The sequence below is a fragment of the Marivita sp. genome (genome assembly GCF_965656765.1).
In the GTDB taxonomy this organism is placed as follows: domain Bacteria; phylum Pseudomonadota; class Alphaproteobacteria; order Rhodobacterales; family Rhodobacteraceae; genus Marivita.
This window is the reverse complement of sequence record NZ_CBFHLV010000017.1, coordinates 1-16,756: the sequence shown is the minus strand read 5'-3', so window position 1 is coordinate 16,756 and position 16,756 is coordinate 1. Positions and strand designations below refer to the sequence as shown.

Sequence of the window (16,756 nt, the reverse complement as noted above, 5' to 3'; positions counted from 1 at the left end):
CCCTACGCCTTCCGCCATGCAAAGCGGCTTTCCAGCCAACGGGCCAGAATGACGAGAGGCAGGAACAGCAGGACATACGCGATGGCTGCAAGCATCAATGGTGACGCATTACCGGAAAAGCTTTGGGCCGTGGTTGCCTGATTTAGGATGTCAGGAACCCCTATCACAGTACCAAGCGCGGTCATCTTGGTGATGGCAATCGCGCGATTTGTCATCGGCGGGATGGCAACACGGAGTGCTTGCGGCATCACCACCCAGATCAGCGTCCCGGTAAAGCCGAGCCCGGTGGACCGGGCCGCCTCCCACTGGCCGCGATCAACCGAGGTGATCCCCGCCCATACAATCTCTTCTGCGAAAGCCCCGAGTGTCAGGGTCAACACCAGAAAAAGAACGACGAAACTGGATAGGAACAAGCCCGCGTTGGGCAAACCAAAGAACGCAATCAGGATCAGAACCAACGGCGGAATGGCGCGGAAGACATCCGCGAAGATCACGATGAGAGCCGACAGCAGTCGAATGCGGTAGGCGCGCAGCATGGCCAAAGCAGTGCCAAGCCCGATCCCAACGACCACGATAAGCAACGACAATTGCACCGTGACCCAGACCCCCGCTAGAATGTCAGGGGTATAGCGCGCCAGCACTTCGGGATTGAAAAACGTATCGAGGAAGCGCTCCCACTGGGTCATGTCAGTGATCCGAAACCCGCGACAGGAACGCCTTGGTGCGGTCGTGTTGGGGCGCACCGAAGATTTGTTCGGGCGGTCCTTGCTCGACGATCTGGCCGTCGTCCATAAAAATCACGCGATCCGCCGCATCGCGGGCGAACTTCATTTCGTGACTAACCACCAGCATTGTCATGCCCGCGGTGCGCATATCGCGCATCACTTCTAGCACGTCTCCGACCAGTTCGGGATCAAGCGCTGAGGTGGGTTCGTCGAACAGCATCACTTTCGGTTCAAGCGCCAAGGCCCGCGCGATTGCCACGCGTTGTTGCTGACCGCCGGACAGTTCTGCTGGGGCATTGGTCGCCTTGTCTGCCAACCCAACCTGTGCGAGCGCCTCCATCCCACGCGCCTCGGCATCGGGGCGAGACATGCCCTGCACCTTGCGCAGCGCAAGCGTAACGTTGTTGAGCGCGCTAAGATGCGGGTACAGATTGAACGACTGAAACACCATGCCGATCCGCTGCCGGATCGCGTTGATGTTCACCCCGCGGCCAGTCACCGCGTCGCCTTCAAGCAGGATGTCACCCGAGTCAGGTTCCTCAAGACGATTGCAGCATCGAAGCATGGTCGATTTGCCCGAACCGGACGGACCGAGAACAAACACCAATTCGCTGTGCGACACAGTAAGATCGATGCCTTTCAACGCTTCGAACGTGCCAAAATTCTTGCGCAGGGCACGCACATCAAGCGATGGGGTCGGTTTGGTCATGTAAGTCCAGTCAATTGGTTAGGCATAGATGTGGCGCAAGGGACCAAACCCTTGCGCCTTGGTCAATTCAAGAGCGACCTAGCAAGACGGTGTATGGCCGTCATCGACATAGCCTTCATAGCCGGGCTCACCGAAACCGGACACAGGTGTCACCGCAGCCGATCCATCGGCCGGCACACTACCGAACCACTTTTCATGCAATTCTGCGATGGTGCCATCGATCTTCATGCACTCGATCACCGGTTCGATCGTCGCGCGCAGTTCCGCATCATCCTTTCGGAACGGCATGCCCCAGACCTTACCCGTCGAAAACAGGTAGCTTGGCTTGACGTTCGGGTTCTTTTGCGCGGCCCACGCTGACACGGTGCTGCCCGCGACATTGGCATAGGCCCGGCCCGATACAACGGCCTGAACGGCATCGGTGTTCGTGCCATAGCTTTCGACGGTCCAGCCGATTTCTTCGGCCAGTTCCCGCGCCCAGCTGTCATAGACTGAGCCCTTGTTGACCGCGATCACCTTACCTTCGAATTCCTTCATATCCGTGATCTCTGGGGCATCATTGCCGACCAAGAACAGGAAGTCTGTGTTCAGGTAACCTTCGGAAAACAGGAGGTTGCTTGCACGTTCTTCGGTGATCGTCGTCGGGGCGACTACGAAATCATAGGTGCCCGCTTGCAGACCAGGCAGAATGCCCGAAAACTGTGTGGCGACGATGTCCATCTCAACGCCAAGCCGTTCGCCGATCAGGTTGGCCAGATCGACATTGAACCCTTCAATACCTCCTCCGAGTTTGGGCATTGCGTGAGGTGCGAACGTGCCGTCCAGCGCGACAGTGTATTTGTCCTGTGCGACCGCGGCGCCCGTCAGTAACAGTGATGCAGCAAGCGTCGCTGCGGTGGTAAAACGTGTCATGATCCTAATCCCCTGTAGCATTTTGCGACTGCCTAAAGCGTTGAGCAGAGGCGACAGTGAATCAATGTTAAATTATGAGTTTTTGATGAAATTTTGCATAACTTAATAATTTTAGCTTATTTCAAAACCAACCAACGCCTGCGGAACAAGCATCCGCTTGAAACACCGCCCAAAACATCCACACGTCCAAACCCAGCCATTTTCGCCGCTATTTCGCAGCGCCCAAGACACGACTCGGCCCCGCAGCTTGTCACAGGTGCAACACCGGGCACGTGTCAGTCGGCAGCCCGGGTTGCACCAATCCGGACAAGCTGCCACAGCTTGCGCATCTTTTTCGGAGCATAACAATGTCCAAGACCGTCTTCCTCATCAATGGTCCCAACCTGAACCTGCTGGGCAAGCGGCAGCCCGAAATTTACGGGGCCGACACATTGGATGATGTGTCCAATCGGTGTGACGCCTTGGCCAAACCAGCGGATATCGTGCTGGAGTCGATGCAGTCTAACCATGAGGGCCAGATCATCGACTGGATCCATCAGGCCCGGGACGAGGCCGCAGCGATCATTATCAATCCGGGTGCGTTCACCCACACGTCGGTTGCGATTTTTGACGCCTTGAGTGCCTTTGACGGTCTGGTATTCGAAGTCCACATCTCGAATGTTCACAAACGTGAGGCGTTCCGCCATCATTCCTACGTATCTGCACGTGCGGAAGGCGTGATCGCCGGATTCGGGATCGAAGGCTATGAACTGGCGCTGCGTCGGGTGATCAGCCTGCTAGGCTGATCCCTAGAACGGCCCGTCTTCGAGTACGCCATCCGCTGACATCTGTGCATACAGCAACCCTTCACGCAGACCGCGGTCCGCAACAGACAGACGATCCGTAGGCCAGCATCGCAGCAACGCCTGCAGAATAGCGGACCCTGACATGATCAGCGCCTGACGGTCCAACCCAATGCGCGGATCAGCAAGGCGGCCTTCAGGCCCAAGCTGCAGATAGCCCGAGATCACCTTTTCGATCTGGTCCGATGTCATGCGCAGCCCGTCCACCTTGGTCCGGTCATACCGTTTCAGCCCCAAATGGCTCGCCGCCACTGTGGTCACCGTGCCGCTGGTGCCAACGATCTGAAAACCCTCGCGGGTTTGTTCGTCTTTGTAGGGAGCAAATTCAGCAAGGTTTTCTTCGAAATACCAGCTCATCAACGCATAGCGTGCGCTGTCGCTTTCCACGTCCGAAAACTGATCGCGCAGGGTCGCGACGCCCAAAGGCACACTGATCCAGTCCACCACGCGCGCGGCTGGAAACGGGCTGTCCTTGGTGTGAAACCCGGCGTGTAGCCGCATGATGGCCCGCGGTCGTTCGAACGCTGGCACTGCTGTAAGGTCAATCCAGACCAACTCGGTTGAGCCGCCCCCAATATCGACAACAAGCAATTGGTCGGTTTTGGTGCTGACAAGCGGCGCACAGGAAATGACGGCAAGCCGCGCCTCTTCTTCAGGCTGGATGATCTCGAGCGTGAGCCCGGTTTCGCGTTTGACCTGACGGATAAAATCGCGCGCATTGTGCGCCCTCCGGCATGCCTCTGTCGCAACCAACCGCATCCGCGTCACCTCGTGGCGGCGGATCTTCTGCTGGCACACACGCAGCGCGGAAATCGTCCGGTTCATCGATGCGCGGCTAAGCCGACCTGATTTTTCCAGACCGGCCCCAAGCTGAACAGATTTTGAAAAGCTGTCGACAACATGAAATTGGTTGCCCTTTGGCTGGGCAATCAACATACGACAACTGTTTGTGCCCAGATCCAGCGCGGCATAAAGCTCGGATGGATCGGGCCGTGACGGCGCGGGGCTCTCTACCGGTTTCGGGAATGCGCCCGCACCTTTGGGACGCTTTGGCGCCATGACTTCGCGCCTTCCGAATATGTAAGTTGACCCAACCCTAAGCCCGCTTTCGAACTATCGCAAGTTTCGTGATGCGTCCGGTGGTGCCGATTATGTTATGAAGCGGTCTCATGCAAAGCCTGAGAATTATTGCGACGGGATTGCATCGCTTTCCCGAACTCAGTGCCCTATTGTGATGCCGGGTCGCAGATAGAAGCGGACAAGTCGAAAATCGCCCTTATGGCGCGGACGACGTCAATTACGAAGACGCAAGTTACACAAAGGAATCACGGCATGCCGGATGTCACAATTGTCTACTGGCGGGATATTCCGGCGCAGGTGATCGTGGGCAAAGGCCGTCGCGGCGCGAAAGCCCAATTGCCAGAGCGCTTTGAACAAGCCATTGACCGAGCCGCAATGAAAATTGGCGCATCCGATACAGACAGCTATCTTGCAGAATGGCGCAAGGCCGCCCCGTATTCGCTGGATGGAGACCCGGAAAAGGTCTGTTCGGCCGAATTGGCCCGCATCGATGCGGAATACGACAAAGAGCGCCTCAAGGCGCTGATTGATAACGAAGGTTGGGCGTAAGCCCCCATGACCCTGAGGGAGGCCATCATGGCATTGTTGAATTTCCGCAAGCGTGAAACATCCGACACCGGCGCGTCGCCTGAAATGGAAGCCTTTCTCAAGGGCTACTCCATCGAAGTAATGCCGCGTACCGCCGAAAAGGTGGAAGATTTCCGCGCACTGCTGGCCCCTGGCACCCGCGTCTACATCGCCCATATCGAAGGCACCCCGATCGAAGACATGGTCGCAACGGCCAAACGCCTGACGGACGATGGCTACCCGGTGATGCCGCACTTTCCTGCGCGCATCATCAAGGACGAAGCAACCCTCGCTGACTGGATTGCGCGCTATCAGGGTGAGGCGGGCGTCGATCAGGCTTTGCTTCTGGCCGGTGGTGTGGCCGACCCGCATGGCGACTTCCACTGCTCGATGCAGCTGATGGAAACCGGTCTGTTCGACAAGGCGGGCTTCAAGCGCCTGCATGTCGCCGGACACCCTGAAGGCAACAAAGACATCGACCCCAACGGCGGCATGAAAAACGTTGAAGATGCACTGCGCTGGAAGCAGGCATTTTCCGAACGCACCGATGCCAAGATGGCACTGGCAACCCAATTTGCGTTCGACGCCGATCCGATCATCAAATGGGTCGACGACCTGTCGGCAGCTGGCATTACCCTGCCCGTGCATATCGGCATTGCCGGCCCTGCCAAGCTGCAAACCCTGATCAAGTTCGCAATCGCCTGCGGTGTTGGCCCATCCCTCAAGGTTCTGCAGAAGCGCGCGATGGATGTGTCCAAGCTGCTTTTGCCGTACGAGCCGACAGACGTTTTGACCAAACTGGCAGCGCACAAAGCCGCGAACCCCGATTTCAACATCGAACAGGTGCATTTCTTCCCGCTTGGTGGGATCAAAACCAATGCCAACTGGGCGATTGAAAACGGCGGTGCCGGAACAGCCCCTGCCGCAACCGCCGCTGCAAGCTGAACGTAAAACAATGCCAGCCCTGCTTTTTGATCTCGACGGCACCATGCTGAATTCGGACCCTATCCACGAGGCCGTCTTTGCAAAACTTTGGACGGACCGTGGTCTGCCCGTGCCAGAAGGCTTCTATATGGAGCAGGTGCACGGCCGACTGAATGTCGATGTCTTCGCTGATCACCTGCCCGACGAACCCGATCCGCAAGGTCTCAGCGAATGGAAAGAGGCCGAGTTTCGCGACCGTCTGCCATCGCCTTACCCGGCCACACCGGGTCTTGCGGCTTTTCTGGATCTCGCACAGGCGCAGGACTGGCAGATAGCGGTTGTGACCAACGCGATGCGCCTGAATGCCGAAGCTATGCTGCGCGCCATTGGCCTGCGTGACCGATTTGAAGTGATTGTGATCGGCGAAGAATGTGAGCATGGCAAACCACACCCAATGCCGTATCTGAACGCGATGGACGCTTTGGGTGAAACCCCATCCTCGTGCATCGCATTTGAAGACAGCCCCTCCGGCATGCGCGCGGCTGCGGCCTCTGGCGCATACAGCATCGGAATCCGCTCTGCATTGGACGACGCCAAACTGCGCGCCGCAGGGGCTGATATGACCGTCGAAGATTTCACAGACCCAGCGCTGCCAGGCATTCTGGCCCGCATTCAAGGAGAAGCTGCATGACCCGCACGATTGTCGAGTCCAAGACCAAAACCGCTATTATCGGATTCGATCAGCCCTTCTGCGTGATTGGCGAACGGATCAACCCGACGGGCCGCAAGATTCTGAATGAGGAACTGGAGCGCGGTGATTTCAGCCGTGTCGAAGCCGACGCACTGGCACAGGTTGCAGCAGGTGCCAATATACTCGACATCAACTCGGGCGCAGTATTCTCGAAAAAGATGGCAGAAGATCCGCGCTATGCCGACAACAACTTTGTCGAACCGACGCTGATGAAGGAACTGGTCGAACGCGTGCAGGCGATCACCGATTGTCCCCTGTGCATCGACTCGTCCGTGCCAGGTGCTTTGGAAAACGGTCTTGCCGCCGCCGAAGGTCGCCCGCTTCTGAACTCGGTCACGGGCGAAGAAGAACGGCTGGAGCTGGTGCTGCCCTTGGTCAAGAAATACAATGTTCCAGTGGTGGCGATTTCCAACGACGACACAGGCATCTCTGAAGACCCCGACGTGCGCTTTGCTGTCGCCAAAAAGATCGTCGAACGGGCCGCAGATTTTGGCATTCCGGCGCATGACATCGTGGTTGATCCGCTCGTCATGCCGATTGGTGCAATGGGCACCGCTGGCCTGCAGGTCTTTACGCTTGTCCGTCGTCTGCGCGAAGAACTGGGCGTGAACACGACGTGTGGTGCATCGAATATCAGCTTTGGCCTGCCAAACCGTCACGGCATCAACAACGCCTTTCTTCCGATGGCGATGGGCGCTGGAATGACATCCGCGATCATGAACCCGGTGGCCCTTCCCGTTGGCCCCACCAAACTGGCGGAGAAGAAGGCTGAGGTCGAAGCTGCAGGGATCGTGCTGCCTGAAGATATGGATGACGAAACCTTCTGCGTTCTGTTTGGCCTAGGCTCGACAAAGGCGCGGCCGGGCAAGGAAATGGAGGCAATTCGCGCCGCCAACTTCCTGACCAATAACGACGATGCGGGCGGCGCTTGGATTGAATTTAACAAACAAGCGCCCAAAGCCGGACATGAGGGCCGTGGCCGCGCGGGCCGCGTTGGTGGACGTCGCCGCCGAGCTTGAGAGCGGTTTGGCTTTGGTGAAGAACCGCGCCTTTTCAGTGGCGCGGTTCTTTCATCTTGCCTTTGGAACTGGGGATGTTCGATGGCTTTGCCAAATCGCCAGACGCTGTAACCAACGAAATTCGCAATTTCTTAAGATCTTGGCATCAGAATCTTCGTACGAAGATTCTTAGCCGTGCCCATAAAATTCTGGGCATCCCAAAGACGGTCGTTAATGCCGAAAACCTCTACCCTAAATCGGCACGCCCCGTCGACCAGCCAAATCGTTGAAATACTGCCACGCGACCCGGCCCGAACGTGAACCGCGCGTGGCCTGCCACTCTATGGCCTCGGCACGCAGCGAGTCGTCGTCGATCTCAACCCCGTAAGCATCGCAGTAGCCTCTGATCATCGCCAGATAATCATCCTGATTGCACGGATGAAAGCCCAGCCACAAACCAAAGCGGTCCGAAAGTGAGACCTTCTCTTCAACCGCCTCGGAGGGGTTGATCGCGGACCCACGTTCGTTCTCGATCATGTCGCGCGGCATCAGGTGACGACGATTGGATGTGGCATAAAACACAACATTGTCCGGACGACCCTCAACACCGCCATCCAAAACCGCCTTGAGCGATTTGTAGTGCTGGTCATCGTGGCTAAAGCTCAGATCATCGCAAAACAATAAAAACCTGTGATCAGATGCCCGCAACAGGTTGAGCAAACGCGCCACACTCGGCAAATCCTCGCGCTGAAGCTCGACCAGTTTGACAGGCAGGCTTTCCGCAAGAATCGCGGCGTGTACCGCCTTTACAAGGCTCGACTTACCCATCCCTCGCGCGCCCCAAAGCAGCGCGTTGTTCGCAGGCAAGCCTTGCGCAAATTGGCGGGTGTTGGTCAGCAACGTGTCACGACTGCGATCCACGCCGATCAAAAGATCGACAGGCACGCGACTGACATTGGGAACGGGTTGCAAATGATCCGGGTCAACATGCCAGACAAAAGCATCTGCAGCCTCGAAATCCGGTGCAGGCTGCGGCGCAGGGGCCAGCCGTTCGAGCGCGGCGGCAATCCGCTCCATCGGGTCCGTCACTTCTTCGCGTCCTCGTCGAATTCCTTCATCAGGGGATCGTCATCCATGTCCTCTGCAGGATCATCCTCAAACCAAAGCCCTTGTGCGCGCAGTTCTTTCTCGCGCTTCTTTTCGACAGAGCGGACCAGAATGATCGACACTTCATAGAGACCGTACACAACTGTGAAGAGGATCAACTGCGTCACCACATCCGGCGGTGTCACAAGAGCGGCCAGAACAAGGATCGCCACCATCGCGTATTTACGCACGCTGCCCAACCCCGCAGCTGACACCAACCCGGCCTTGCCCATCAGCGTCAACAGCACGGGTAGCTGAAAACAAAGACCGAATGCCATGATGAACACCAGTGACGTTTGCAGGCTTTCGTTGACCTTACCAAAGAAGGTAATCTTCAGACCTTGATCCGCCACTGGGGCAGCAACCGTCGCGTCTACATCGACGGCTCCAGACAGGACGTTCGCAAACAGCGACGGAGCGTCTGTGAAGCCAAGGAAGAACGCCATCGCCAGCGGAGTAACCACGAAATGCGCAAACGCTGCGCCCGCGAGAAACATCACCGGTGATGCGATGATGAACGGCAAAAAGGCCGACTTTTCAGACCGGTACAAGCCCGGCGCGATGAACCGCCACATCTGATGCGCAATTACCGGAAACGCCAGTGCAAATCCGAACACCAGACCGATGCGAAACAAAACGAACAGGTATTCCTGTGGGCTGGTGTATTGCAGCGTCGGGGCCGGATCACCCAGGGCACGCAGCGTTTCCTCGATGGGAACCAACAGGAACCGCAGAACATGTTCGGCTAGAAAGTCACCCTGAAAAGGGATGAACAGGACGCAAATACCGACAAAAAGCGCAAGCACCGACCGGATGAGGCGGGTGCGCAATTCGGCAAGGTGTTCGATCAGCGGCGCGCTGCTGTCCTCAAGATCATCGTCGCGGGCACTCATTTCAGGCGTCCTTTTCCGGCGCGGCTTCTGCTTTCAACGCCGCTTCCATTTCCTCGGCCTTTTTCTGTGCCTCATCTGCTTCGCGTTTCTTGCGATCCGCAGCCGCGCGGGCGGCGCTGGCTTCGATCTTTTGTTTGGCGGCCTGGCGTTCGGCAGACAACTTGCCCGTATTGCTTTCAGGGTCGAGGCTGGTCATCGACTTTGCCGCGTCTTTCACACCATCCATCGCGCTGCCAACCGGGTTGGTCGCAGACTTGAAGGTCTTTTGCATGTCACGCACACCGGACTCGTCCGCTGCATCATTCATTGCACGTGAAAAATCACGGGCCATACCACGGGCCTTGCCCATGAAGTTGCCCACTTTTCGAAAGAGCACTGGCAGATCTTTGGGACCAACGACGATCAACGCCACAACCCCGATCACCAATAGCTCGGCAAAGCCAAGATCGAACATATGCGTTTAGACCTTGTCTTTGTCTTTCTCGTCCTCGGGCGTCACGTCCTTGGCACTTTCGGCACTCTGTTCTTCAAGCTCTTGCTTGCCCTCATCCACGCCCTTTTTGAAAGCCGTGATGCCTTTACCGACTTCGCCCATCAGCGACGAAATCTTACCACGCCCAAACAGCACCAGCACCACGACGGCGATGAGCAGAAGGCCCGGCAGACCGATATTTCCGATACCCATGAAGTGTCTCCTAACCGGCAGGCAGATGCCTGCGTTGCATTCCATTGCGATTATGTAATGACTCACGCCGCCTTGCGAAAGCATGAAAACACGTCCATTCAGGGCGTTTTTGTCAAGAGCTTGTCAGTTGACAGATTTTTGTCAGTATCAATGCGATGCAGCACGAAAGAATCACATGAAACGCAGCGACCGTCTTTATGCCCTTATGCAGCGTCTCAAAGACGGACATCTGCACACCGCCGAAGCAATGGCGCAGGATTTGGGCGTTTCAGTTAGAACCATTTACCGCGACATGGACACACTCGCAGCCTCTGGCGTTCCTTTCGAAGGCGCCCGAGGCTCGGGCTATACCGCTCAGGCGATGATCACACTGCCGCCATTGAACCTGACCCAAACCGAACTTGAAGCGTTGCACGTTGGGTTGGCTGCAGTCGGGTCCGCAGAAAGCGATGAACTGTCGGCCGCCGCCCGCGCCCTGGCCGAAAAGGTCGATGCGGTTCTGCCCGAAGACGTGGGCACGCCTGTCGGAAAATTCGGCTTTGCCACCTACCCTTTTGCCGAGGCCGCGCAGGGTTTTCGCCACATGCCTGCGTTCCGCAAAGCGATCCGTGCGCGTCAAAAATTGCGCCTGCGTCTTGAAGGCGAAGACACCATGCACACCGTCCGTCCACTTCACCTTGATTACTGGGGGCGCGTCTGGACCTGCGTGGTGTGGGATGAAACCGATGCCAGCTTTGTCACCTTCCGCATCGACCGCGTGGCGGACCTCACGCCGCTGCCCGGGCTGTTCGTGGATGAGGCTGGCAAAACCCTTAAGGATTTTCATGCCTTGCAGTCCTGAGCGTAGAATGCTGCACTCGGCTGGGTGCGCCGATGCGTACCCAAGGGGAGGACATCATGGGACTTCGGTTCTTTTCGGACAAAAATCGGCCGGTTCATCTGGGTTCATTTCCGCTTGAACGGGCCGCGCGCGGGCCGATGCCGGATGCCGCAACCATTCCGGCGCATCCCGGTCTGAGCTTCCTGCGCCCTGAAGACCCGGCCTCGGTCGTCAATGCAATGGCCGATTATCAGGCAATGATGGACGCAATCCGCGACGGGTTTGTAAACAAGGCTCGATCCGCCATACCAGATGACACAGCAGAGCGCGCCAACCACATGAAAGCGTTTGGCTATTTCTCGGATGCCACGATGGTTGGGATCGGCCCGCTGTTGTCCCAAGCCCATCTGTCACAGCCGCGCCATAACCCAGATATCGACCGCCTGTCCAATGATCTGAAGACACGCCAGACAAAGACATTGGCGTCCGGCATCGACCTGATTATGGCCGATCTCAAGGAATCAATGGAGGCACCCCCCAGTACTATCGACGGCCATCACACCGCGTTGGTGGTTCTCTACGAAATCCCCCGGGACCCAAAAAGCGGTGAGACCGGGACCGAGTGGATTGCTAACGCGCAGGATCATCGCGCCTGCTTACGGGCGACAGAAACCGCCGTGGTCATCGCCAACTACATCCGTCTGCTGGGATGGGATGCCAAGGCGCACACCGCCACCAGCACCGATGTCGACCTCAACGCCTGCACGGTCGCCGCCGGTCTGGCTTTTCCCAAGGACGGACGGCTGGAAAACCCATGGTTGCGGGATCGCTTTGGCGTGTCGGTGGTGACCACCAACCTCGACCTTGCCCATGACGCACCACTGGCTGTTGAACAACCCAAGGCCCTGACCCAAGGATTGGCTTGGAAACTTGGCACGACATCTGCCCGGTCGGGCCTGAACACCAACCCTTTTGACGACCGCCGCTATGTCGATGGCCCGCACGCATTCGAAACTCTCAAGCGGGTGGACACGCCAACCACTTATATCGACGAAGCGAACGTGGCACGCGTCCCTAAACGCACCGACATGTTCGCCCGTGCGCAGTTCGGCGACATGGGAAAAAAGCTACAAGACGGCGCCAAGGGGGGATACTACGCGCGCAAAGCCGCGCCGTCATCCGCTCAGCGCCGGATGCTTGGGGCGTTTGTTCTGCTCCAAGACGGCCCCCTCACGGCTGATCCGATCAAACCCGACCCGAAAACCAATGCTGATGCGATCAAGGCCACAGCCTATTGGCTGGGCGTCGATGCCATCGGGATCAGCCGTTGCCCGGATTGGACATGGTACAGTCACGACGCGCGCGGCGACGTGATCGACCCACCGCATGATCAGGCCATCAGTATTATCATCGACCAGGGCTACGAGACGATGGATGGCGCATCCGGCGACGACTGGATCAGCGTGGCGCAATCCATGCGCGCCTATTTGCGGTTCTCATTACTTGGCGGAGTGCTCGCCAAACAGATCCGCAACCTGGGTTATTCCGCCAAGGCACATACGGTACTGGATGGCGAAGTGCTCCAACCGCCGCTTCTTCTGCTGTCCGGTCTGGGCGAAGTCAGCCGCATCGGTGAGGTGATCCTGAACCCGTTCCTTGGCCCCCGGCTGAAATCCGGCGTCGTCACCACCGACATGCCGCTCGCACATGACAAACCCATCGACTTTGGCCTGCAAACCTTCTGCGAAAGCTGCAACAAATGTGCGCGCGAATGTCCGTCCGGAGCGATCACGGCCGGACCAAAGCTGATGTTCAATGGCTACGAGATCTGGAAATCCGACAGCCAGAAATGTGCCACCTACCGCATCACTACCGAAGGCGGCGCGATGTGCGGGCGGTGCATGAAGACGTGCCCTTGGAACCTCGAAGGGCTGTTTGCCGAAAAACCGTTCCGATGGGCCGCCATGAACCTGCCCAAAGCCGCCCCAGTCTTGGCCAAGCTGGACGATGCGGCGGGTCGGGGTGGGTTAAACCCAATCAAGAAATGGTGGTGGGATCTGGAGTTGCAGGAAAACGGCAGCTACGCGCCCACCAATCACCCAGTGAACGCGCGTGACCTACAGAAAGACCTTGATCTGAAATACGAGGATCAGACACTCGCCGTCTATCCCGCGCCGTTAGCCCCGCACCCTTACCCGTACCCTGATCCGATGGATCGCGAAGCGGGGATTGAGGCATATACCGCGATGGTCAGTGCAGATGAGCACAAAGCGCGGCTTGCCAAAGGCGACACATCCCACGTGCACCGTCGCAAAGACAGTGCAGAAAGCCCGGTTGTGCCTGTGGTGGTTAGCAAGGTCGAGAAAATGTCGCCGTCAGTCACCAAGTACGAATTCCGCAGCGTCGATGGATCGGACCTGCCGGAATGGTCGGCTGGAGGGCATCTGGATCTGGTCGTCGCCCCGGAATTCCTGCGGCAATACTCGATGTCCGGCGACCCAGCCGATCGGTCCGTCTACCAGATCGGGGTGCTACGCGAAGATCAAGGGCGCGGTGGATCAGCGCTCTTGCACCGAATCTTTGCCGAAGGCCGCAGAGTGTTCGTGTCTCGCCCGATCAACCACTTCCCCTTGATCGAAGACGCAACCTTCACATGGCTTATGGGAGGCGGCATTGGCGTCACGCCGATGATTGCGATGGCGCATCGCCTACACGCGCTGGGGCGACCCTTCGCGCTGCACTATTCCCTGAAAACCCGCGCTCAGGCTGGGTATCTTGACGATCTGGCGAATGTTCCATGGGCTGACAAAGTGCATATACATGTTAGCGACGAAGGCACCCGTGCTGATCTCGTGACGCTGTTGCCGGACTATGCCGAAGGTCAGCATATCTATACATGTGGACCTGATCTTTACATGAACTCAGTGATGGAAGTCGCTGATCAGAAAGGGTTTCCAGAAGACGCAAAGCATCTGGAATACTTTGCCGTGCCAGAATTGCCGGAATATGAAAACCATCCATTTACGCTCAAACTCAAAGACGGTCGCAGCTTTGAAGTACCGGCGGACAAAACCGCCACGGATGTGTTGAACGAAAACGGCGTGACAGTGGATGTGAAATGCTCGGACGGGATTTGCGGCGTCTGCAAAGTGCGTATCCTCAGTGGCAAGGTCGAACACCGGGATTTTGTGCTGTCAAAAGCACAACGCGAGGACCAGATCATTCTCTGCCAATCCCGCGCAGCAGAGCCGGATGGCGAGATTACCGTCGACCTGTAAGCATCTGAAACTCGTAATATACTTTGATCACGCGGCCCAAACATGGGCCGCGCGACATGCCCACGTCTTAGCTGTCGGCTTCGGGCATCAGCCCTTCGGTCTGTGCCACGGTCAGTTCATCAGCATTGATGAGCCCGTCGCCATCGGCATCCACCGCGAGGAACGTATCCGTCGTCACTTCGGGAAGGATCGCCTGCACCTCTTCCAGTGACAGCATGCCATCTTCGTTGCTGTCCGCTGCCATATAATCGGCGGCCATCGCGGCCATCGGCAGGGTGACAAGGCTTGCAGCGATCAGTCGGGTCAGTGTCAGTTTCATATCGGTCTCCATTGTGGTCCTATGAACGAAGCGCCGCGGTTGCGACCTTCACACTGTATGAGGGCGAAACAGGCCATCGCGTCCCAGTCCCAACCCGCTGTGGCGCAGACCTGCTCAAACCCGCCCGTCCAATGCGCAAGCCACCGCCAAAAACTGGCCACGTTCCGCCATCAGCGGAAACCCCCGGGATGGTCGGGGGTTTTCCCACTGTCATACCTGTGAACATGGACACACATCACCTTCCCCGGCTGCACGCCCGCGCCCGCCGTCTGACACGCAGCCCACAGGATGCCGAAGATCTTTGCCACGAGGTCTGTCTGGCCATTCTCGAACGCGAAGCCACCGGGGGCCGGATCGACCGGCCTTTGCCATACATGATGACCGCCCTGCGTCATGCTGCCGCCAACCGCGCCAGATCGGTCGCCCACGAAACTCTGATGGAGATCGATTTTGAACCTCAGGTCGAAGACGCCACACTCGCCTGCTTGTGCGCCGAGGTGCTGACCAAACTCGACACCCTACCCAAATCCGACCGAGCCTTATTGCAGCGCGTGGCATTCGAGGGCGTGACGCCCTCGGAACTGGCCGAAGAAATGGGTGTCCCAGTCGGGACCATCATGTCCCGACTTGCCCGCGCTCGGACACGGTTGCGTAACGTCCTTGGGATCACGTCAGTGTTCTGACGCTTGGTTTCAGGGCACTGCGCGCAACCCGGGCAGCCCCCGCCTGACCCCACGGGTGCGGGGCTGTCCTCATCTTGCACCAGACAAAAAAAGGGGGCCGCAGTGGCCCCCTTCAGAGTTTCGCTCGTCAAGCTCTCAAGTTGTACACCGCTCGGAATAATCTTGCCTGCGGCCCGACGCGCGTCAGAGGCGGGCGCACCCGCCTCGTGACTGGTTAGGGCTTAGCTACAGCCGCTTGTGCCACCGCAGGTGTTGCACTTCATGCAGGTGCCGTTGCGCACCAGCGTGTAGTTGCCGCAATCGCCGCAGGCTTCGCCTTCATAACCCTGCATCTTTGCGCGGGTGACGGCTGTCATCGCAGGGGCGGTCGTTGTGGACGACACCGCAACCGTTGCCACTCCACCTGTTTCCGGCACCAGCGTGTTCAATGCGGCCACCGCATCAGAGCCACCGCCAAAGGCCACGGCCCCGGTTTGACCACCCTGCAGCACGATCAGTTCCTGCGGCAGTCGCTTGCGCAGGTAACCCGTGGAGCTGATCTGCTTGAGCACTTCCAGCGACCGCGACGCGGCGGTTTCCGAGATTTCCTTGACGTTGGACACGCCCTCTTCTTCGCCACGGCCCAAATCGTCGAAGGTCGCGCCTTCGGGCTTCACATGGGCCAGATCAGTGCGGTCGAGATAGGACACGGCCAGTTCGCGGAAGATGTAGTCAAGGATCGAGGTCGCGTTCTTGATGCTGTCATTGCCCTGCACCATGCCCGCCGGTTCGAACTTGGTGAAGGTAAAGGCATCAACGAACTCTTCCAGCGGCACACCGTATTGAAGACCGACCGACACCGCGATGGCAAAATTATTCATCATGGCGCGGAAGCCAGCGCCTTCCTTGTGCATATCGATGAAGATCTCACCAAGACTTCCGTCCTGATATTCACCTGTGCGCAGATAGACCTTGTGCCCGCCGACAACCGCTTTCTGTGTATAGCCCTTGCGGCGCTCGGGCATCTTTTCGCGGTGAGACTTCTGGATTTCCTTGATGACCACCTTTTCGACGATCTTCTCGGCCAGCACTTGCGCCTTTTCGGGAATAGAACCGCTTTCAAGGATTTCAGCCGCGTCTTCGTCATCCTCGACCAGCGCCGCTGCCAAAGGCTGCGACAGCTTGGAGCCATCGCGGTAAAGTGCGTTGGCCTTTGTGCCCAAGGACCAGCTTAGCTCATACGCCTTTTGGCAATCTTCGATGGTCGCATCATTCGGCATGTTAATCGTCTTCGAGATCGCACCCGAGATGAACGACTGCGCCGCCGCCATCATGGTGATGTGCGATTGTACCGACAGGAAGCGCTTTCCCTTCTTGCCGCATGGGTTGGCGCAATCAAAGACCGGATAGTGTTCGGCCTTGAGGTGTGGCGCGCCTTCCAACGT

Annotated in this window: 18 protein-coding genes; 8 read left to right on the top strand and 10 right to left on the bottom strand. The window is 57.9% G+C overall.

Going from position 1 to position 16,756, the window contains the following annotated elements; genetic code table 11:
• Nucleotides 1–2: 2 nt before the first annotated feature.
• From ACTG4M_RS07075 to ACTG4M_RS07065, 3 genes are all read right to left on the bottom strand, one after another.
• On the bottom strand, nucleotides 3–686 hold the full coding sequence (locus ACTG4M_RS07075; protein WP_439122947.1) for an amino acid ABC transporter permease: 684 nt from the start codon (nucleotides 684–686) through the stop codon (nucleotides 3–5).
• Nucleotide 687: 1 nt separating this feature from the next.
• Nucleotides 688–1,434: an amino acid ABC transporter ATP-binding protein gene (locus tag ACTG4M_RS07070; RefSeq protein ID WP_439122946.1), complete on the bottom strand. Its 747-nt coding sequence runs from the start codon at nucleotides 1,432–1,434 to the stop codon at nucleotides 688–690.
• Nucleotides 1,435–1,512: 78 nt separating this feature from the next.
• Nucleotides 1,513–2,346, bottom strand: a complete 834-nt coding sequence (locus ACTG4M_RS07065; RefSeq protein WP_439122945.1) for a transporter substrate-binding domain-containing protein — start codon at nucleotides 2,344–2,346, stop codon at nucleotides 1,513–1,515.
• A 347-nt stretch (nucleotides 2,347–2,693) separates the two neighbouring features.
• Here ACTG4M_RS07065 and aroQ point away from each other — a divergent pair, with 347 nt between their 5' ends.
• Nucleotides 2,694–3,131 (top strand): type II 3-dehydroquinate dehydratase, encoded by a 438-nt coding sequence (aroQ, locus tag ACTG4M_RS07060; RefSeq protein WP_439122944.1) that lies wholly within the window; start codon nucleotides 2,694–2,696, stop codon nucleotides 3,129–3,131.
• A gap of 3 nt (nucleotides 3,132–3,134) precedes the next feature.
• On the opposite strand, the gene ACTG4M_RS07055 is transcribed toward aroQ, so the two are convergent.
• Entirely contained in the window at nucleotides 3,135–4,247 is a 1,113-nt protein-coding gene (locus ACTG4M_RS07055) for a Ppx/GppA phosphatase family protein (RefSeq protein WP_439122943.1), read from the bottom strand.
• A 273-nt stretch (nucleotides 4,248–4,520) separates the two neighbouring features.
• Here ACTG4M_RS07055 and ACTG4M_RS07050 point away from each other — a divergent pair, with 273 nt between their 5' ends.
• Genes ACTG4M_RS07050 through ACTG4M_RS07035 form a run of 4 tightly spaced genes read left to right on the top strand, consistent with a single transcriptional unit; the run spans nucleotide 4,521 to nucleotide 7,529 of the window.
• A complete protein-coding gene (locus ACTG4M_RS07050; protein WP_439122942.1) occupies nucleotides 4,521–4,817 on the top strand; it encodes a virulence factor in 297 nt (98 codons plus the stop codon).
• A gap of 27 nt (nucleotides 4,818–4,844) precedes the next feature.
• Nucleotides 4,845–5,780 (top strand): methylenetetrahydrofolate reductase, encoded by a 936-nt coding sequence (locus ACTG4M_RS07045; RefSeq protein ID WP_439122941.1) that lies wholly within the window; start codon nucleotides 4,845–4,847, stop codon nucleotides 5,778–5,780.
• Between the two features lie 10 nt (nucleotides 5,781–5,790).
• Nucleotides 5,791–6,450 carry an HAD family hydrolase gene (locus tag ACTG4M_RS07040; RefSeq protein ID WP_439122940.1) on the top strand — a complete coding sequence of 220 codons (660 nt, stop codon included), beginning with the start codon at nucleotides 5,791–5,793 and terminating at the stop codon, nucleotides 6,448–6,450.
• Entirely contained in the window at nucleotides 6,447–7,529 is a 1,083-nt protein-coding gene (locus tag ACTG4M_RS07035) for a methyltetrahydrofolate cobalamin methyltransferase (RefSeq protein ID WP_439122939.1), read from the top strand. Before ACTG4M_RS07040 ends, ACTG4M_RS07035 begins: the two co-directional genes overlap by 4 nt.
• Nucleotides 7,530–7,760: 231 nt before the next feature.
• Here ACTG4M_RS07035 and ACTG4M_RS07030 read toward each other — a convergent pair whose 3' ends face one another.
• Genes ACTG4M_RS07030 through ACTG4M_RS07015 form a run of 4 tightly spaced genes read right to left on the bottom strand, consistent with a single transcriptional unit; the run spans nucleotide 7,761 to nucleotide 10,232 of the window.
• The gene (locus ACTG4M_RS07030; RefSeq protein ID WP_439122977.1) at nucleotides 7,761–8,585 is read right to left on the bottom strand and encodes an ATP-binding protein; all 825 of its coding nucleotides are present in this window, start codon (nucleotides 8,583–8,585) and stop codon (nucleotides 7,761–7,763) included.
• 8 nt (nucleotides 8,586–8,593) lie between these two features.
• On the bottom strand, nucleotides 8,594–9,547 hold the full coding sequence (tatC, locus tag ACTG4M_RS07025) for a twin-arginine translocase subunit TatC (protein WP_439122938.1): 954 nt from the start codon (nucleotides 9,545–9,547) through the stop codon (nucleotides 8,594–8,596).
• Nucleotide 9,548: 1 nt separating this feature from the next.
• Nucleotides 9,549–10,001, bottom strand: a complete 453-nt coding sequence (gene tatB, locus ACTG4M_RS07020) for a Sec-independent protein translocase protein TatB (protein WP_439122937.1) — start codon at nucleotides 9,999–10,001, stop codon at nucleotides 9,549–9,551.
• A 6-nt stretch (nucleotides 10,002–10,007) separates the two neighbouring features.
• Complete coding sequence (locus ACTG4M_RS07015; protein WP_439122936.1) at nucleotides 10,008–10,232, bottom strand: twin-arginine translocase TatA/TatE family subunit; 225 nt, start codon at nucleotides 10,230–10,232, stop codon at nucleotides 10,008–10,010.
• A gap of 175 nt (nucleotides 10,233–10,407) precedes the next feature.
• On the opposite strand from ACTG4M_RS07015, the gene ACTG4M_RS07010 reads away from it, so the two are divergent.
• On the top strand, nucleotides 10,408–11,073 hold the full coding sequence (locus tag ACTG4M_RS07010; RefSeq protein WP_439122935.1) for a helix-turn-helix transcriptional regulator: 666 nt from the start codon (nucleotides 10,408–10,410) through the stop codon (nucleotides 11,071–11,073).
• A gap of 56 nt (nucleotides 11,074–11,129) precedes the next feature.
• Nucleotides 11,130–14,330 (top strand): 2Fe-2S iron-sulfur cluster-binding protein, encoded by a 3,201-nt coding sequence (locus ACTG4M_RS07005; protein ID WP_439122934.1) that lies wholly within the window; start codon nucleotides 11,130–11,132, stop codon nucleotides 14,328–14,330.
• A gap of 67 nt (nucleotides 14,331–14,397) precedes the next feature.
• Here the strand turns inward: ACTG4M_RS07005 and ACTG4M_RS07000 are convergent, their stop codons facing one another.
• The gene (locus tag ACTG4M_RS07000) at nucleotides 14,398–14,649 is read right to left on the bottom strand and encodes a hypothetical protein (RefSeq protein ID WP_439122933.1); all 252 of its coding nucleotides are present in this window, start codon (nucleotides 14,647–14,649) and stop codon (nucleotides 14,398–14,400) included.
• 224 nt (nucleotides 14,650–14,873) lie between these two features.
• On the opposite strand from ACTG4M_RS07000, the gene ACTG4M_RS06995 reads away from it, so the two are divergent.
• A complete protein-coding gene (locus tag ACTG4M_RS06995) occupies nucleotides 14,874–15,332 on the top strand; it encodes an RNA polymerase sigma factor (RefSeq protein WP_439122932.1) in 459 nt (152 codons plus the stop codon).
• A 221-nt stretch (nucleotides 15,333–15,553) separates the two neighbouring features.
• Here ACTG4M_RS06995 and ACTG4M_RS06990 read toward each other — a convergent pair.
• Nucleotides 15,554–16,756 (bottom strand): TSCPD domain-containing protein (locus tag ACTG4M_RS06990; protein ID WP_439122931.1); only part of this gene is annotated, 1,203 nt, incomplete at its 5' end.

What these genes read in the sequence shown, in the direction of transcription:
- ACTG4M_RS07070 (WP_439122946.1), bottom strand. Translation starts at nt 1,434, where the DNA reads ATGACCAAACCGACCCCATCGCTTGATGTGCGTGCCCTGCGCAAGAAT.
- ACTG4M_RS07055 (WP_439122943.1), bottom strand. Translation starts at nt 4,247, where the DNA reads ATGGCGCCAAAGCGTCCCAAAGGTGCGGGCGCATTCCCGAAACCGGTA.
- ACTG4M_RS07035 (WP_439122939.1), top strand. Translation starts at nt 6,447, where the DNA reads ATGACCCGCACGATTGTCGAGTCCAAGACCAAAACCGCTATTATCGGA.
- ACTG4M_RS07000 (WP_439122933.1), bottom strand. Translation starts at nt 14,649, where the DNA reads ATGAAACTGACACTGACCCGACTGATCGCTGCAAGCCTTGTCACCCTG.
- ACTG4M_RS06995 (WP_439122932.1), top strand. Translation starts at nt 14,874, where the DNA reads ATGGACACACATCACCTTCCCCGGCTGCACGCCCGCGCCCGCCGTCTG.
- ACTG4M_RS07075 (WP_439122947.1), bottom strand. Translation starts at nt 686, where the DNA reads ATGACCCAGTGGGAGCGCTTCCTCGATACGTTTTTCAATCCCGAAGTG.
- tatC (WP_439122938.1), bottom strand. Translation starts at nt 9,547, where the DNA reads ATGAGTGCCCGCGACGATGATCTTGAGGACAGCAGCGCGCCGCTGATC.
- aroQ (WP_439122944.1), top strand. Translation starts at nt 2,694, where the DNA reads ATGTCCAAGACCGTCTTCCTCATCAATGGTCCCAACCTGAACCTGCTG.
- ACTG4M_RS07050 (WP_439122942.1), top strand. Translation starts at nt 4,521, where the DNA reads ATGCCGGATGTCACAATTGTCTACTGGCGGGATATTCCGGCGCAGGTG.
- ACTG4M_RS07010 (WP_439122935.1), top strand. Translation starts at nt 10,408, where the DNA reads ATGAAACGCAGCGACCGTCTTTATGCCCTTATGCAGCGTCTCAAAGAC.
- tatB (WP_439122937.1), bottom strand. Translation starts at nt 10,001, where the DNA reads ATGTTCGATCTTGGCTTTGCCGAGCTATTGGTGATCGGGGTTGTGGCG.
- ACTG4M_RS07005 (WP_439122934.1), top strand. Translation starts at nt 11,130, where the DNA reads ATGGGACTTCGGTTCTTTTCGGACAAAAATCGGCCGGTTCATCTGGGT.
- ACTG4M_RS07040 (WP_439122940.1), top strand. Translation starts at nt 5,791, where the DNA reads ATGCCAGCCCTGCTTTTTGATCTCGACGGCACCATGCTGAATTCGGAC.
- ACTG4M_RS07030 (WP_439122977.1), bottom strand. Translation starts at nt 8,585, where the DNA reads ATGGAGCGGATTGCCGCCGCGCTCGAACGGCTGGCCCCTGCGCCGCAG.
- ACTG4M_RS07015 (WP_439122936.1), bottom strand. Translation starts at nt 10,232, where the DNA reads ATGGGTATCGGAAATATCGGTCTGCCGGGCCTTCTGCTCATCGCCGTC.
- ACTG4M_RS07065 (WP_439122945.1), bottom strand. Translation starts at nt 2,346, where the DNA reads ATGACACGTTTTACCACCGCAGCGACGCTTGCTGCATCACTGTTACTG.
- ACTG4M_RS07045 (WP_439122941.1), top strand. Translation starts at nt 4,845, where the DNA reads ATGGCATTGTTGAATTTCCGCAAGCGTGAAACATCCGACACCGGCGCG.